General features: G+C 32.1%; 12 protein-coding genes. 1 reads left to right on the forward strand and 11 read right to left on the reverse strand.

Going from position 1 to position 16,119, the window contains the following annotated elements; all coding sequences use genetic code 11:
* Nucleotides 1-74: 74 nt before the first annotated feature.
* A complete protein-coding gene (locus tag ACSV4D_RS05890; protein ID WP_408081834.1) occupies nucleotides 75-809 on the forward strand; it encodes an SIMPL domain-containing protein in 735 nt (244 codons plus the stop codon).
* Nucleotides 810-893: 84 nt separating this feature from the next.
* Here the strand turns inward: ACSV4D_RS05890 and queA are convergent, their stop codons facing one another.
* The 11 genes from queA to rsgA all read right to left on the reverse strand — a co-directional run bounded on the left by queA (nucleotide 894) and on the right by rsgA (nucleotide 15,996).
* Nucleotides 894-1,943 carry a tRNA preQ1(34) S-adenosylmethionine ribosyltransferase-isomerase QueA gene (queA, locus tag ACSV4D_RS05895; RefSeq protein ID WP_408081833.1) on the reverse strand — a complete coding sequence of 350 codons (1,050 nt, stop codon included), beginning with the start codon at nucleotides 1,941-1,943 and terminating at the stop codon, nucleotides 894-896.
* Nucleotides 1,944-2,114: 171 nt separating this feature from the next.
* Nucleotides 2,115-3,344: a 3-phosphoshikimate 1-carboxyvinyltransferase gene (aroA, locus tag ACSV4D_RS05900; RefSeq protein ID WP_439227491.1), complete on the reverse strand. Its 1,230-nt coding sequence runs from the start codon at nucleotides 3,342-3,344 to the stop codon at nucleotides 2,115-2,117.
* A gap of 113 nt (nucleotides 3,345-3,457) precedes the next feature.
* Nucleotides 3,458-3,784 (reverse strand): nucleotide pyrophosphohydrolase, encoded by a 327-nt coding sequence (locus tag ACSV4D_RS05905; protein ID WP_035661076.1) that lies wholly within the window; start codon nucleotides 3,782-3,784, stop codon nucleotides 3,458-3,460.
* 3 nt (nucleotides 3,785-3,787) lie between these two features.
* Nucleotides 3,788-5,788 carry a DUF3857 domain-containing protein gene (locus tag ACSV4D_RS05910; RefSeq protein WP_439227492.1) on the reverse strand — a complete coding sequence of 667 codons (2,001 nt, stop codon included), beginning with the start codon at nucleotides 5,786-5,788 and terminating at the stop codon, nucleotides 3,788-3,790.
* 4 nt (nucleotides 5,789-5,792) lie between these two features.
* Nucleotides 5,793-7,814, reverse strand: coding sequence for a DUF3857 domain-containing protein (locus tag ACSV4D_RS05915; protein WP_439227493.1), 2,022 nt, complete (start codon nucleotides 7,812-7,814; stop codon nucleotides 5,793-5,795).
* 6 nt (nucleotides 7,815-7,820) lie between these two features.
* Nucleotides 7,821-9,731, reverse strand: coding sequence for a DUF3857 domain-containing protein (locus tag ACSV4D_RS05920; protein WP_439227494.1), 1,911 nt, complete (start codon nucleotides 9,729-9,731; stop codon nucleotides 7,821-7,823).
* A 141-nt stretch (nucleotides 9,732-9,872) separates the two neighbouring features.
* A complete protein-coding gene (locus ACSV4D_RS05925; protein ID WP_439227495.1) occupies nucleotides 9,873-11,378 on the reverse strand; it encodes an ATP-binding protein in 1,506 nt (501 codons plus the stop codon).
* Nucleotides 11,379-11,637: 259 nt separating this feature from the next.
* On the reverse strand, nucleotides 11,638-12,018 hold the full coding sequence (locus ACSV4D_RS05930; protein ID WP_439227496.1) for a DUF7793 family protein: 381 nt from the start codon (nucleotides 12,016-12,018) through the stop codon (nucleotides 11,638-11,640).
* Nucleotides 12,019-12,040: 22 nt separating this feature from the next.
* Complete coding sequence (locus tag ACSV4D_RS05935; RefSeq protein ID WP_439227497.1) at nucleotides 12,041-14,458, reverse strand: aminotransferase class I/II-fold pyridoxal phosphate-dependent enzyme; 2,418 nt, start codon at nucleotides 14,456-14,458, stop codon at nucleotides 12,041-12,043.
* A 108-nt stretch (nucleotides 14,459-14,566) separates the two neighbouring features.
* Entirely contained in the window at nucleotides 14,567-15,019 is a 453-nt protein-coding gene (gene dtd, locus ACSV4D_RS05940; protein ID WP_439227498.1) for a D-aminoacyl-tRNA deacylase, read from the reverse strand.
* Complete coding sequence (gene rsgA, locus ACSV4D_RS05945; RefSeq protein WP_439227499.1) at nucleotides 15,019-15,996, reverse strand: ribosome small subunit-dependent GTPase A; 978 nt, start codon at nucleotides 15,994-15,996, stop codon at nucleotides 15,019-15,021. Before rsgA ends, dtd begins: the two co-directional genes overlap by 1 nt.
* Nucleotides 15,997-16,119 lie beyond the last annotated feature (123 nt).

A 16,119-nucleotide genomic window follows, 5' to 3' on the forward strand; every position in this document is an offset into this window, starting at 1 on the left:
ATTAAATTACAGTTAAATCATGAGGCTTCAAAACCATATTTTATTATATTTGATTGAATCTAAACCCTTTTGTTATGCTTAAAAACAACCTCAATGTGATCATTATTGCTATTGCAATGGTAACATCAGCCTATTTATTTTCGAATGCGTTTCAGAATCGGAATAAAAACACTGATACGATAAGTGTAACGGGATTAGGAAAAACTGATTTTGTTTCAGACTTAATTGTCTGGAGTGGTTCCTTTTCCAGAAAAAGCCCTACGTTAAAAGAAGCCTATGCCTCATTAGATGCCGACAGAGAAAAAATTAAAAGTTATTTATCCGGCAAAGGGATTACAGCCAGTGAAATCGTTTTTTCGGCAGTAAATTTCAATAAAGATTATGAGACTACTTATAACGAAAACGGAACGGTCAGACAAACTCTTTTTAGCGGATTCACCTTAACTCAAAGTGTCACTATTCAATCTAAAGAAGTCAATAAAATTGAAGATGTATCAAGACAATCCAGTGAATTAATCAATTCAGGTATCGAATTTTACTCTAATGCACCTGAATATTATTACACTAAACTGGCGGAATTAAAGATAAAAATGATTGCCGAAGCTACAAAAGATGCCAGCACCAGAGCTAAAAGCATTGCTGAAAATGCAGATGCTGATTTAGGAAATTTAAAAAAATCAGACATGGGGGTTTTCCAGATTATTGGTCAGAATTCCTCTGAAGATTATTCATATGGTGGCTCTTTTAACACACAATCTAAAAACAAAACAGCAACTATTACGGTTCGATTAGTATATCAGGTTGATTAGACTAAAATCTTTTTTAAAACAAAAAACTCGTCTCATTTTTTAGAACGAGACGAGTTTTTTTTAGTGAATTAACCTTTATTGTGATTAGATGATTAACATTGCATCACCGTAAGAATAGAATTTATATTTTTCTTTGATTGCTTCTTCATAAGCTTTTTTCATTAAATCATGACCACAGAATGCTGAAATCATCATTAATAAAGTTGATTTTGGAGTATGAAAATTAGTAATCATACAAGTTGCCACACTAAAATCATGCGGTGGAAAGATGAATTTATTGGTCCATCCTTCAAAAGGATTTAAGGTATTTTGTGAAGAAACAGAACTTTCGATAGCACGCATTGATGTAGTTCCTACAGCACATACACGCTTTCTTTTTCCTTTTGCCTCGTTAACAATATCACAAGCTTCCTGAGTAATTTTTAATTCCTCAGAATCCATTTTATGTTTAGACAAATCTTCTACCTCAACCGGGTTGAAAGTTCCTAAACCTACGTGAAGGGTAACTTCTGCAAATTTAACTCCTTTAATTTCCAATCGCTTTAATAAATGCTTGGAAAAGTGCAATCCTGCAGTTGGTGCTGCCACAGCTCCTTCTTCTTTAGCATAAATTGTCTGGTAACGTTCCGCATCTTCCGGAGTTACCTCTCTGTTGATATATTTAGGAATTGGAGTTTCTCCAAGTTCAGTAAGTTTATTTCTGAATTCTTCATAAGAACCATCATAAAGAAAACGTAATGTTCTTCCTCGGGAAGTTGTATTATCAATCACCTCTGCAACTAATGAATCATCATCCCCAAAATACAATTTGTTCCCGATTCTGATTTTACGTGCAGGATCTACTAATACGTCCCAAAGACGTTGTTCCGCATTTAATTCTCTTAACAAAAACACTTCAATTCTTGCTCCTGTTTTTTCTTTATTCCCGTATAAACGAGCAGGAAAAACTTTAGTGTTGTTCAAAATCATTACATCTCCATCGTCAAAATAATCGATAACATCTTTGAACATTTTGTGCTCGATGGTTTGTTTTTTACGATCAATAACCATTAAACGAGCTTCATCTCTGTTTTCTGCTGGAAACTCAGCCAGAAGTTCTTTGGGTAAGTCAAAATTAAAATGTGATAATTTCATATTATAGATTAAATTGTAGATTTTAGATTTTAGTTTACAAACAACTAAAAAATCTTTCGGCTGCAAATATACGATTGTGAAACAGGCGTTGTCAAGTATTTTGCTGTTTAATTTAAAATTAAAACAACAAAGTCTCAAAGAGTCAGTATTTTAAGGATGTAACCAGAAGTTTTACCCAACCAAATCAGAAACTTTATAACCTAATTTTTCCATATCAGTCCAAAAATCAGGATATGATTTAGAAACTACATCGGCATTTTCGATGATAATCGGCACTTTTAAGGCTAATGGAGCAAAAGCCATAGCCATTCTGTGATCATTATAAGTCCCAATACGAATGTTTGAATTAATATCTGAAGTAGCGACTAAAGTCAAACTATCGTTAGTTACTGAAATATTAGCACCTAGTTTACTCAACTCAATACGCAAAGCTTCTAGCCTGTCGGTTTCTTTAATTTTTAAGGTATGAAGACCTGTAAGGTGACAACCAATTCCTAAACCAAGACAGGTAACCACAATAGTTTGCGCAATGTCCGGAGTATGATTCAAATCGAAAGTGACATCTTCGTATTTGAATTTTTTAGTTTTTGTTAAAGTAATAGTATCGCCATTAAACTGAGTTTCAACACCCATTTCTTTATAGATTGTTACTAAAGCCGAATCCCCTTGCAAGCTAGATTCTTTGTAGCTTGTTAATGAAATAGAAGCTTCGTCTGACAGAGCTGCCAAACTAAAAAAGTAAGAAGCCGAACTCCAATCGGACTCCACAGTCATTACTTTTGATTCTACATCTTGTTGAGGCCATACTTTAATTACATTGCCCTCAAAACTGGTTTGAATATTTAGATCATTCAATAAAGCCAGCGTCATTTTGATATAAGGAATAGAAGTGATTTCTCCTTCCAACGTTAGCTCGATACCGTTTTCTAATTTGGGAGCTACTAATAATAAAGCTGAAATGTACTGACTGCTTACATTAGCAGCCATATTTACTTTAGCCTTAGTGATTTTTTGTCCTTTAATTTTAATGGGCGGATACCCTTCTTCTTTTAAAAAAGAAATATCGGCTCCTAACTGACGTAAAGCTTCCACCAAAATTTTCACAGGACGCTCCTGCATACGGCTGGAACCGGTTAAAACCACTTCGCGACCTTCTTTTACCGCAAAATAAGCAGTAAGAAAACGCATAGCTGTTCCTGCATGATGAATATCTACTACTTCTTCATTCCCGCTCAATGCCATTTGCATTACTTCGCTATCATCAGAATTAGAGGTATTCGCCAAAGTAATATTAGGGAACAAAGCCTGCAATAATAATAATCTGTTCGTTTCGCTTTTAGATCCTGTAACTGCTATCTGAGCATTTAGGTTGTTATTAGTTGCCTGAAGTAGTAAATTCATTTTTAAAATTATTAGTGATAAAATTACTCGTTAATGTCTATGCAATTAACGTATATAATTTGAGGGCGCAATTTAGCACTCCTCACTCACAATTCATAATTCGCAACAGATATTTATTTCAATTTCTCGTTGTTTTTGTGACGGTCTTTATCGCGAACCGATTTCAAATCCATTTTTTTATCAAAAGCAGCTTGCAAATCGATTCCCGTTTGATTTGCCAAACACAACACTACAAAAACCACATCGGCTAGTTCTTCGCCTAAATCTTTATTCTTATCTGATTCTTTTTCCGATTGCTCACCATAACGTCTCGCAATAATTCGGGCTACCTCTCCTACTTCTTCCGTAAGCTGAGCCATATTAGTTAATTCGTTAAAATAACGAACACCGTGTTCTTTTATCCAGGTATCTACGTCTAGTTGGGCGTTTTTTAAGTTCATTTTTTATATTCTTTTAAGCACTATTTTTTCATGTTGCATTTCAATCATTTTTTGATAGAAACTTTTTAAACCCTCATAAAGATCCGCAGCAGCGATTCCAATGTTTATTTCTTTTGAAACAGCTATCTGAATATTATCCCCATTCACGACACTATTGACAGAAAAAATTAAAGACTTGTCCTCAGTTGCCATCTTTAGTTGTTTAGGAATAGACTCCACTTCATAGCCTTCCGGAATTTTAAAATTCAAATTGTATTTTTCTTGTCGCGGATATCCAAAATACACAGGCATTTTTCTTTTTTCCTGAACAAAAGGATTTTTATCTATTGTAAAAAATAACATTGGATTAATATACATCTTTCCTCCTATAACTTCACAATGATTATTAGTGGCAAAAGTAAATTTTTCAACAACAGCTTTTGACAAATTTATATCCTTATTTTCGACACTATAATCACTTATGCTAATTCCATTAAACTCATTTTCTTTTTTTTCAAGATAATTTTCGCTTTTCATATTAGCTTCTCTTTCTCTAAAAACCAGTGCCTCATAATCTGTTTTCTGCACTAAATATTTTCCGGATATACTACCGTCATCAGCAACAGAAACTATTAAATTAAAAAACTCCTTCGATGGCTTATCAGGTATTAGTTTTATCTCCTCAGAAGTTTCATCCTGTCGTATGAGTCTTCCATTCCAGTTTAATGCATATAAAGGTAAAACATTGTTGGTGGTATATTTGTTAGCTGCATCTAATAAAATCCTTTCACCGTTAACTTCAACAGCAGCGACAACATAATTAAAAACAGTTCTGTTAGGAAAAACAGGAATTCCATGTTCAACAGTACTTAATAAGACAGGATTAGCTGTAATCCCTGCCAAATTCAGCATATTTATTAGGTTAAAATTAATTTCAGCAACATTTCCTGTCCTGTCAAGATAAGCTTGTTTCACTCCTTTATCGGTGTAATATCCGTATTTGCCATTCCAGTTCATTTTATTTTGAATAAACTGGAAAACAATATTTGTTTTTTCAGAATCCGATATAGTTTTATCCTGATTATTGATAATTCTCTTTAAATCTTCTATAAGATACAATCGCTCCTGTAATTCTTTACCAAAAGTTTTATCGGCATAAATGGTTCTTGCTACACCATCCCATGTTTGAGAATAATCTTTGACCGGCTGATTAGGATACCTGGTTGTCTCTAACTCATATTGCAACGATGATTTATAATTATTGATATTATCTACATAATTTTCTTTCAACAACGGTGGTACATCATCTACATCGAACGTTGACTTTATTTGCTTATAACTAAATGATGATGTCTGTTTGTATTCATTGTCATAAGTTTGAGAAGCATATTCCATCTTGGAATCTGATTTTACTTTTACATAGCCCGTAAGTAATGGTTTGTAAATGAAATATTCCGGAATTTCACTACAATATTCTACATGATTTGCCGGGATAGGATATTGAATCTGAAACACAGGAAATTTAGTTAAATTCTCCGATATAATGATGTATTTAAGCTCAATAACCGATCCCACTTTTACATTAGGCATTGTTATTGTTGCTTTTTTCCAGTTTTCATTAACATTATCTTTAAAAGTACCTTCATTATTTAGTTTAGTTTTTACTATAGACCCATTTTCAATATTATAGGTAACTCCGTCAGAAAAACGAACCATTTCATCACTTAAATTCTGATACCCCACATAGTATGGAATTTCAAAATTAGCCCAATCTAAACCTTCTTTTTTGTATATTTTAATTCTAATCTGGATTTCATGATTAACATAAAAACCCTTTTTAATATCATAATTAAAATATGTTCGTCCTCTTTTAAATAATATAGCCCCAACTGCTGAAGAGTCTTTTGGATGTATTTTTTCTTTTAGTTCTCCAATAGAAACTTTTCCTAATCGAAAGTCCTGTGCGTTTATACTAAGAACCATCAAAAGCAACAAAACCGTAATCATTAAAATCTTATTTTTCATGGTTTCAGATTTTAGTTAAAACGATTTTTTCATTCTGCTTTTCAATCATTTTTTGATAATACGATTTTAAAGCTATATAATCTTCTGAAAGAACCATAGAAGAATTTATTTGATTTGAAACCGAAACCTGAATAAAATCTTCATTCAAATTAGTTAAATATCTAAACACACCTAAATCGTCATTCATTTTCAATGTTACAGACTGAGGTAAGCTCTCTACTTTATAACCCTTAGGTATTTGAATATTCACAGCATACTTGTCCTGAAAAGGATAACCATAATCTACCGGATATTCTCTGACATCCTGCTTAAAAGGATTTTGTCTTCGGGTAAGAAACAATAAAGGATTAATATAAATTTTACCACCTATAATCTCACTTAAATTATTCCCTGTAAAAGAATAAGTTTCAATTACAGGTAAATTAATTTCTTTGTCATTTTGTATAGAATACTCATTTATTTCAATTTTATTATTGTTGTTTTCTAATTTTTCAAGATAATCGTCCTTCTTAACGCCCTTCATTTCGTTTCTAAAAACCATTGCAGTATGTGCTGTTTTTTGACTCCTCAATTTTCCTAAAACTTCTCCTTTATCATTAATTGAATAATTCAAAGCTTTTAGTTCCAGAGAGGATTTTTTAGGCATTAAATCCACAGCTGTTGAAGTTCCGTCTTTTCTAATCAGTCTTCCTAACCAATTTAAAGTTCTAAAAGGCAAAACATCTGGCTCTGAAAAAGGATCGGATCCATCTAATAAAACCATGTTATCCCCATTTTCAACGGCGGCAATTACATAATTAAAAGCAGTTCTGTTAGGGAAAAACGAAATCCCATTAGATCTTGTACTCAACAAAACCGGATTAGCATTTAAGCCTGCATACCGGAGCATTGCTGTAAGCATTAAATTAATTTCGGCTATATTTCCTGTTTTATCCTTATAAGCTTTTTTTACTCCATCATTACAGGAATAACCATAATACTCATTCCACTTCACAGCCGATTTTACAAATTTTAATATTGCAGCGATTTTTTCCTGTTGTGTATTTAAACCGGAAAGAATAACTTTTAAATCATCTTCAAAATATCCTGTTTTATTTAATTCAGGACCAAAATCTTCATACTCATATATTGTTTTTACTACAGCCTCCCAATTATTCGAATACATTTTCTGCATAGTATTAGGAAATTTAGTCATAGATAATTCCTGCTCCAAACTAGTGGTGTAATTTCTGATGTTATTAACAAAAGCTTCATCTTGTATAGCCGGCATATTCTCGGCCAAATAAGTTGTTTTTGTTTCTGTATAGTCTATATCCTCGCTTGTATAATTAGTACTTACTGGTCCACCAAAACCGTTAGCTACTCTTTCCTTAGAATCAATTCTTATTGACCTTGAATTCTTAACAACATTTATTGTTGGACGTATAAATCCTTTCACATTAGTATTGAAAACAAAATATTCAGGAACATAATTACTATATTCCGAATAATTTACCGGGATATCTGATTGAAAATGCCAATCTTTAGGACTTCCTATATTAGGGGAATGCAAGGTATATTGATATTCAATTATTGAACCTTCTTTAACATTCGGCATTGTTATTTTTTTTTGTCCCCAATATTTATTTATTACCTCATCAAATTCTCCATCACTTTTGAGTTTTGTTTTTTCTATTTTACCGTCTACCAAATTATATGTTACTGTTTCTGAAAACGAAACCTTTTCTCTTAAATTATTAACTAAATAATAGCTGACTTTTTTATTAGCCCAATCATAACCTTCTTTTTTGTAGATTTTTATTCTGGTTTTAACCACTAACTCTATTTCGAAACCTTTATCCTGGCTGTAAACAAACCTATTTTCTGCTTTTTCAAAAAGAACCGCTGCTACTGCCGAAGAATCTTTCGGATGTTTTTTCTCTTTTAATTCTTCAACAGAAACTTTACCCAGTCGAAAGTCCTGTCCTTTAGAACTAAAAATTATCAAAAAGAAAAAAACAGTGGTTAATAAAAAATTTGTTCTCATATACTTTTAGATTTTGGTTAAAATAATTTTAGCATTATCATTTCTGGAAACCTGTTCCATAAAAAGACGGTATTGATCATATTCAGTATTAGAATAAAAACCTTTATGGATATGTAAGGTTCTTCTATAAACTAAATGATTGGTATCTTTTTTTAAAATTTCAGTCTTATACTCCCCGAACTTAGAATTTAATTCAAAATTAGACGGCAGAAATTCAATAGCAAACCCAGTTGGTAACATCAATGCTATCTCATCTACATCCACATATCCACGCTGAATTTCAAATGGGTTTTTACGATTCCTTATTCTCTTAACACCACCAGTATTTTGATTGTAAGCATTAATAACAAAAATCATCTTTGCCCCCGAAACCGTTGCATAACTGGCCGCATTCATGGTAACATCTTCTACAAAAACCACTTTATTTTTATCATTATAGAAATTGATTTTAGCTAATTTCAAATTATTAATACTACTCCAATAGTCTTTATAATGCATTTCTTTTTGATTAGGCTGGCTGTTTTCTAATCCGGCTTTGTTACTGTATTGAAAACCTTCTGATGCAATAGTTATATTCCCTGACAGATTCCCTTTCTCATCAATGCTGTAAGTTCCTTTGCTGTCCTGCAAATTATCTTTATCTTCATAAACTTTAGTTCTGACGATTTCCCCTCCAGTTGGTTTTACTACTAATACGGATCTGTCATCTGTAAATTTACCCTGATATCCAAAAGGATTATCCTGACTGGTACATTCCAACCATATATACCCCTCTTTATCCGGTATTGCTAAAATCATATGATCACCCTGTATCGAAACAAAATCAGCAATAATATCTCTTTTATAAGTATCGCCGTAAAGAATAGTATTGTAAGATGGAACATCGACTACATCCAAAAGTGCTCTGGTATAATTGGTTAATGCTTTACAATCTCCATAACCCAAACGATCAACATCATTAGCCAGCATAGGTTTCCATCCTCCTATTCCCACCTGAATACTTACATATCTTGATTTTTTCTGAACATAATCATATACAATCCGGGCTTTACTAACAGGATTTTTTTCATCCCCTACAAGTGCTTTAATTTTATTAACTGTTTCAGGAGACAGCTGAGTGGTACCTTTTAAAATTTCATCATAATACCATTTTCCAAATTCTTCCCAGGATTTTGCAGTACCATCTTCACCTTCAAGATGAAACTTTTCTAAGCTCATCATTAATCGCGGAAAAATTGTTGAAGCAGCACAATAAGGTTCTTTCTTTTGAGCAAAAATTGCTGCAGCCTTATAACTCAGCTGCGTATTTGTATCTACTGTTTTCTGAATATTAAATCCTGAAAAATTAAATTCTTTACTCTTAAAACCAAGATCATCCGGATAAGACACATTTAGGATACTTTGTTCTGTCCCAACAAGAAAATCCTTAACAGGAAACCAGCTAGGAATAAAAGCAGTATTTGAAGTTTCTACTTCGCTATCATAAATTACAGTAAAAGGATATTGCACAGGAGTATAATCTAAATAAATATACCTAGCATCTGAAAAAAGAGTGCTCCCACTTATCGCACTTACGTCTTTAAAATCTTTCTTTTTGATTTTTTTAATTTCATTACCAAAAGCATTGATAATTTTTGCTTCTACACTTTTAACCGAAGTCGTTTTGTCATAATTTTCAAAAGCATCAATAGCCGACAAGCCATTTTCATTAAAAACAGTTATAATTTTGTGAGTTCTAATGGTCATGCTTTTTTGGGAAGAAATAACGATATCCAATTGATTTAATCGGATTACTGCGTTTGCATTTTCTTTTAAACTATCCGCAATAAGAGAGACGGCATATTCATTTTTCTGAGCCTGTAGTTTACATAAAAAAAACAACAGTACTATAACAAACCAATTTCTTGTGATTTTCATAATGAATTTAAGAATAGATAGAATTATCAAAAATAGAAAAAATCAGACAAAACACAAATAATCTGATATTTATTATTAAGATACTTATTATTAATATGAAATAAAAAACCGGATTGTCTAAATCAGAGGAGAAGTTTTGCTTTAATTTTTCTTTTCAAGCAATTCTATAATAATCTGATGCAATTCTTCTGGATTAAACGGTTTTGAAACATAACGGTTAATACCCACTGCTTTACAGGCTTCATCGACCAAACCTGTTACCACAGCAGACAATGCTATAATGGGAGTATTTTTCTTAGTATGATTTTTCAGGTCTCTAATGGCCGAAGCTGCTTCGTAACCATTCATTACAGGCATCATCAGATCCATTAAAATCAAGTCAAAATCTTCTTTCATCAAGGCCTCAATTGCTAATTTTCCGTTAGCAACAATCACACAATCCATATTAAACTGTGATAATACTTTTTGCGTCAACATTTGATTCACATGATTGTCTTCGGCTAATAAAATCTTAATTTTTCTTTTCCGGTTACCTTGTACCGGCTTTTTTTCATTTTTTACTAACTCTTCTGATGCCTCAAAATAATATGCTCCTTTAGGGAATGGAAGCAATACTGTAAATTTAGTTCCTACATTTAATTTACTTTTTACCTGAATGTCGCCATTCATCATATCGATTATTTTTTTAACAATCGCCAAGCCCAGACCTGTTCCGTTTTCAATCTCCGCAACACTATTACTGACCTGAATATAAGGATTAAAAATACCCTGTAACTGATCCGAAGGTATTCCTATACCGGTATCTTTTACAATTATTTTTATAAGATAAGATTCATCTTCTTCAATCAGTCTGATTTTTAAACGGATTTTACCTCTTTCAGGAGTAAATTTGACTGAATTGCTTATTAAATTAAACAATATTTGAGAAATTCTAACTGAATCTCCAATAAGTATTGCAGGCACATTACTATTTGTTAATACCTGAAAATCTATATTTTTCTCTTGTGCTTTAATTGCAAAAGAGTCATAAATTAACCGGGTAAGCTGAGATAAACTAAATGGTTTGTTAGTAAGTATTATTTTCCCTGATTCTATTTTGGCTAAGTCCAAAATATCATTAATGATGACCAGCAAAATATCTCCTGACATTTTAATGAAATCTAACTGTTGTTTTTGTTCAGGATTTAACGACGGATTATTCAACAACAAGTTTGTAAAACCTAAAATTCCATTAAGAGGTGTTCTAATTTCATGGCTCATATTAGACAAGAACTGATCTCTTGCTGAAGCCAGCTGCTCAGAACGGTCTTTTTCTTTTACTAATTTTTCATTTATAGATTCTAATAGTTTTTTAGAAACCATGACATCTTTTAATTCTTCCACATAAGTATTAAACCCCATGCAAAAGACATCTAATTCATCATTAGCATCCGAAACAGGCAGATAATTAAAAAAATCACCTGCATAACAGTTAGACATCTGCTCAATAATACCTTCTGTTCTGTTCTTTTTTGAAGTCATTTTTTCAGATAAAAAGACTAATTCTTCATAAACATCATCCAAAGTATCTCCATGAGTGAGTTGCTCCTGAAACTCATCTTCATTTATAGACCGTACTAAGGCTAATATTTTCTCTAATTTAGACATTTGATATTTATCTCATTAACTTCATTAAAAACTATTTTTCGCATACAAAAATAAACGAAAACAAATCTTACTTATTAAAACCGAAAGATAGTAATTGTCTTTCAAAAAAAAGAACATTTTGCAATAATTTTAAATTAAAATATTTACAATGCCATACTAAATCAAAAATCAAGTACTTAGTAACTTAAAAATTAACCGATTATTTTTTTAATGTAATTTTCTTTCATACTTTCTAATTAACTCTAATCTGTCACAATTATTATATTTTTTCCTGAATTTCTCTCAACCAATTCACTGCATTCTCTTGCTTAGTAAAGCCTTTTAAAGGAATTATAGGTCTTTTTAATTTCATAAAAGCATTGAGAGTAAATTTTGTAATATGAGAATTCAATAATACTGCACAGGCATGTAAATATTCCTGTCCGTGAATATCGGCATAATCACGGGCATCTTTATCATAGGATTTAATGCCATCAAAATCATAACACCAATATTGTTTTTCACCGGCTGATATCTGATGACGCAAATCAATTAAGATTTTTACTTTTTCTATATCAATAATCACCGGTTTTTTAAATTGAGAATAAAGAATACCATCTTCTATCCAAAATTTAACAAAATCATTTGCCACTTCTTTCATATTCGCAATTTATTTTTTGTATTCAACCTACGTTTGAATACGATTCAATTAGTTCTAAATTATAAGTTTCGTCTACCTTTAAATAAGCCCATGTAGGAATTGTCAAAGCTAAATATTTTTGCTTTTCAAAATCAGCTGTCAGTCCTAAATATGTGATTTTTTTATTAAGATCATTTCCCCTCTTTACCATTTGAAACATTGCCTGTTTATATACATGATGTGAATCGATATAATTATAATCCAATCCAACAATTAACGGACAATAATGATGATCTCCAACATAACTAAAAACAACAGCAACTAACTGATTATTCTCCTTCAGACTAATTTCAATAAATTCCCATTCTTTGTATTTAGAAAGAATTTCAGGCATTTTAGCCGGATACTGAAAAAAGTTATAGGAATAATTCGCTTTCTTAACATTTTCAAATAAATTAAAATACAAAATTGCTTCTTTATCTGTAATTTCATTTTTAATTTTTATTTCAAACTTGTCCAGATTTCTAATGGCATATTGTTTAATATTATCACGTTTCTTTTTGGATTTTATCAGTGTCATTAAATCATCAGGAGTTTCCCATTTAGGATTCTGAATAACATTAGTATTTGGCATTCTCATTTTGGCGAATCCTTCCTCTTCTATTATTTGAGTAAGTATATTCTCTTTTTCAAAATCTCTAAATATAACAGTTGTCGCCTTAATCTCTTTTTTTGTTTTTGATACAAAATCAAATAAACAATTAACCGAATTTCTCCATTCAGGATGTTGCGTATCCTGATAAATAAAATCACCCTCACAAAACAAAGACCCCATTGCCAAAGTTTTAGAACATAAATAATACGGATCAGTCTTACGTACTTCTTCTATTTGTTTAGACACATTTTCCGGCGCAACTATATCGTCCTTATAAATGGCCCCTGTAAAAAAAGTAGCTAATATTACCTTAGCTGCTTTATCTCTAACTATAATATAATGAAAACTCCAGTTTTCTTCCGGCTTCTCATTATCGGAAAAAATTTCTTCCATTGCCCGCATTCCTGAATGACTGATATTTCCTCTGTCCTGAAACATACAGTCCCAATCGGCAGGATTTATATCATGTATACTTGTATATTCTTCAACAACTAAGTTCGAATTATTTATCGGTTTAATTAATGAATTATTTGCCTTTTTTTTCAAATGAAATCCAAATTCCTGATACACTCTTTCAACACGATCTCCTTCTTCTTCAATCGCTTTAGGCAAATGATATGCCATCGCATCAGTCAACAGCTCAATATCAGCTTTTGTATTATGACGGGTTAATGTAAATCGAAGTCCTGATTTATCATTAGGTACCACCGGAAAAGTAGCTGTGTTCACATAAATTCCTTGCTGTAAAATACGATGAACAAAATTACGCGTTACTTTATTCAAACCACTCCCTATAAAATAAATAGGAGAATCCGGTGATGAAATATTAGGCAGATTTTTTTCTTTTAAACACCCATTCATGTAATGCATCAAATCTCTCAATTCAGCTTGATAGGTATAAATATCATTTGACAAATGAATTTTTGCAGAAGCAATAGCCGCACCAGCACTCGCTGGCGATAGCGGATGAGAATAACTTAATGGGCCTCCAAAAATATCGGTTCTTCTGTACATCTCCGAATCAGCAAAAATAGCCGTTCCTCCTACACAACCAAACCCCTTAGCCAATGTTGAAATTATAACAATACGTTCGTTAACTCCTAATTGCTCATAAATATAGCCTGCACCATTTTTTCCAGCCCAACCCATTCCATGTGCATCATCAAAATACAAATGCAATTTAGGATATTTGTCCAGTAACTGTTTTAAAATAGTGGTATCCGGTAAATCGCCGTGCATTGAATAAACCCCATCAGCCATATACCAGATACGGTTGTATTTGTTGTAGTTTTCCCGAATCATTTCTTCCAGCATTTCATAATTAGAATGCCTTACCATTTTTACTTCTGTACCTAGTAATTTAGCATTTTTACAAGGGAATTGTACACTAAAGTGAACCTGCTGATCCAGAATTATTAAATCGTCAGGTTTAATGATAGTAGCAATTACAGAAATATGTGCATTGGATGTTGATGTATAACAAATCACCTTGTTTCCATCAAAAACCTGAGACATTAATTCTTCCAGTTCCTGAATATAAGTGGGACGTATATAAGCCCGGGACATCGATAATTGTGTTCCAAACTTTTTTGTTAACTCAATTGAACCCGCTATCAAATCGGGATGAGTTTCTAAAGCTAAATACCCACAGGTTCCAAAATTTATTAAATCACGACCTTTAATCCTGAATTTTTCACCATTAAAACTTTGTTCCTCCGAATTAATATGCATGATTCCTTTTTCCTTTGCAGAGGTCCACATATTATCAACAACATCTAAATAATTATTATGGTTTATTTTGGCCAAGATTCTTGTCTTTATTAAGTTATAACGAGGTCTTAAATTTGTTGCAACCTCAAATTTAACAATTAAAAAACAATAAAAAAATCAATGGGAAAGTATACTACAAAAAAGCTATTCCTTGTTTTTAGTATCCATGATAATAGTTACTGGACCATCATTAATTAAGCTCACTTTCATATCGGCTCCAAACTGACCAGTTTGCACTTTTTTACCGATTTCCTGTTCTAATTTTTGAACAAAATTTTCATAAAGCGGAATAGCAATTTCAGGCTTTGATGCCTTAATATAAGAAGGGCGATTTCCTTTTTTAGTAGCTGCATGCAATGTAAACTGACTTACCACAATAATATCGCCATCAATATCCTGAACCGATAAGTTCATAATATCATTTTCATCACCAAAAATGCGAAGCTTAGCGATTTTAGCCGTTAGCCAATCAATATCTTCCTGAGTATCGGCATCTTCAATACCTACAAGAACCAATAACCCTTTTTGAATCGAAGCTACTATTTGGGAATCTATCGTAACAGAAGCTTCAGTAATTCTTTGAATGACTGCTCTCATTAACCTCTGGATTTATCGCTGTTTTTCCTGTCATCATCATAAATATCTGTTCGATAATGCTCATCATCACCCTCTAATAGTTTTAGGTAACTATTATAACGGGACCAGGAAATCTCTTCGTTTTCCAAGGCTTCTTTTACAGCACATTTGGGTTCTTCTTTATGCAAGCAATTATTAAACTTGCATTTATCTTTTAGTTTAAAAAACTCGGGAAAATAATCACTGATTTCTTCTTTTTCCATATCAACCACTCCAAAACCACGAATTCCTGGCGTATCGATAATTTTGGCACCAAAAGAAAGATCAAACATTTCAGCAAAAGTTGTAGTATGTTGTCCTTGCGAATGCGAATCTGAAATTTGTTTGGTTTTTAAATTCAAGCCCGGTTCGATAGCATTTACTAAAGTGGATTTCCCCACTCCAGAATGACCAGAGAACATGCTCACTTTATCTTTCATTAAAGCAGTCAATTTATCTAAGCCTTTGCCTTCCTGAGCAGAAACACGCAAACATTGATAGCCTATTTTTTCGTAAGTATATTGTAAAAACAGTTGTTCATCTAAAGCCTCTTCATCAAAAGTGTCTATTTTATTAAAAACTAAAATAGCCTCAATTCCATAAGCTTCAGCAGTTACTAAAAACCGATCTATAAAACTAGTCGTTGTAGGCGGATTATTAATCGTGACTAATAAAAAAACAATATCAATATTAGAAGCAATAATATGCGTTTGTTTAGAAAGATTAACCGATTTTCGAACAATATAATTTTTCCTGTCCTGAATGGTATTAATCACTCCTGTAACTTGATCATTAGATTCTTCCAGTTCAAAATCAACCCGGTCGCCCACAGCTATAGGATTAGTACTTTTAATACCTTTCATCCTAAACTTTCCTTTTATCCTGCAATCCACAAAATTCCCTTCATCGGATTTTACGGTGTACCAGCTTCCTGTTGATTTATAAACGATTCCTGTCATTTGCAATTTTAGATTTCTGAATTCAGATTTTAGATTAGAATGTTTGCAAAGATAAAATTTTGTTTTAGGTTTACAGTTGAAAGTGCTTTTTATCTATTAAAAAGGTTTGATTTCTATCAAAAT

The organism is Flavobacterium sp. ARAG 55.4, assembly GCF_051846875.1.
Taxonomy (GTDB): domain Bacteria; phylum Bacteroidota; class Bacteroidia; order Flavobacteriales; family Flavobacteriaceae; genus Flavobacterium; species Flavobacterium plantiphilum.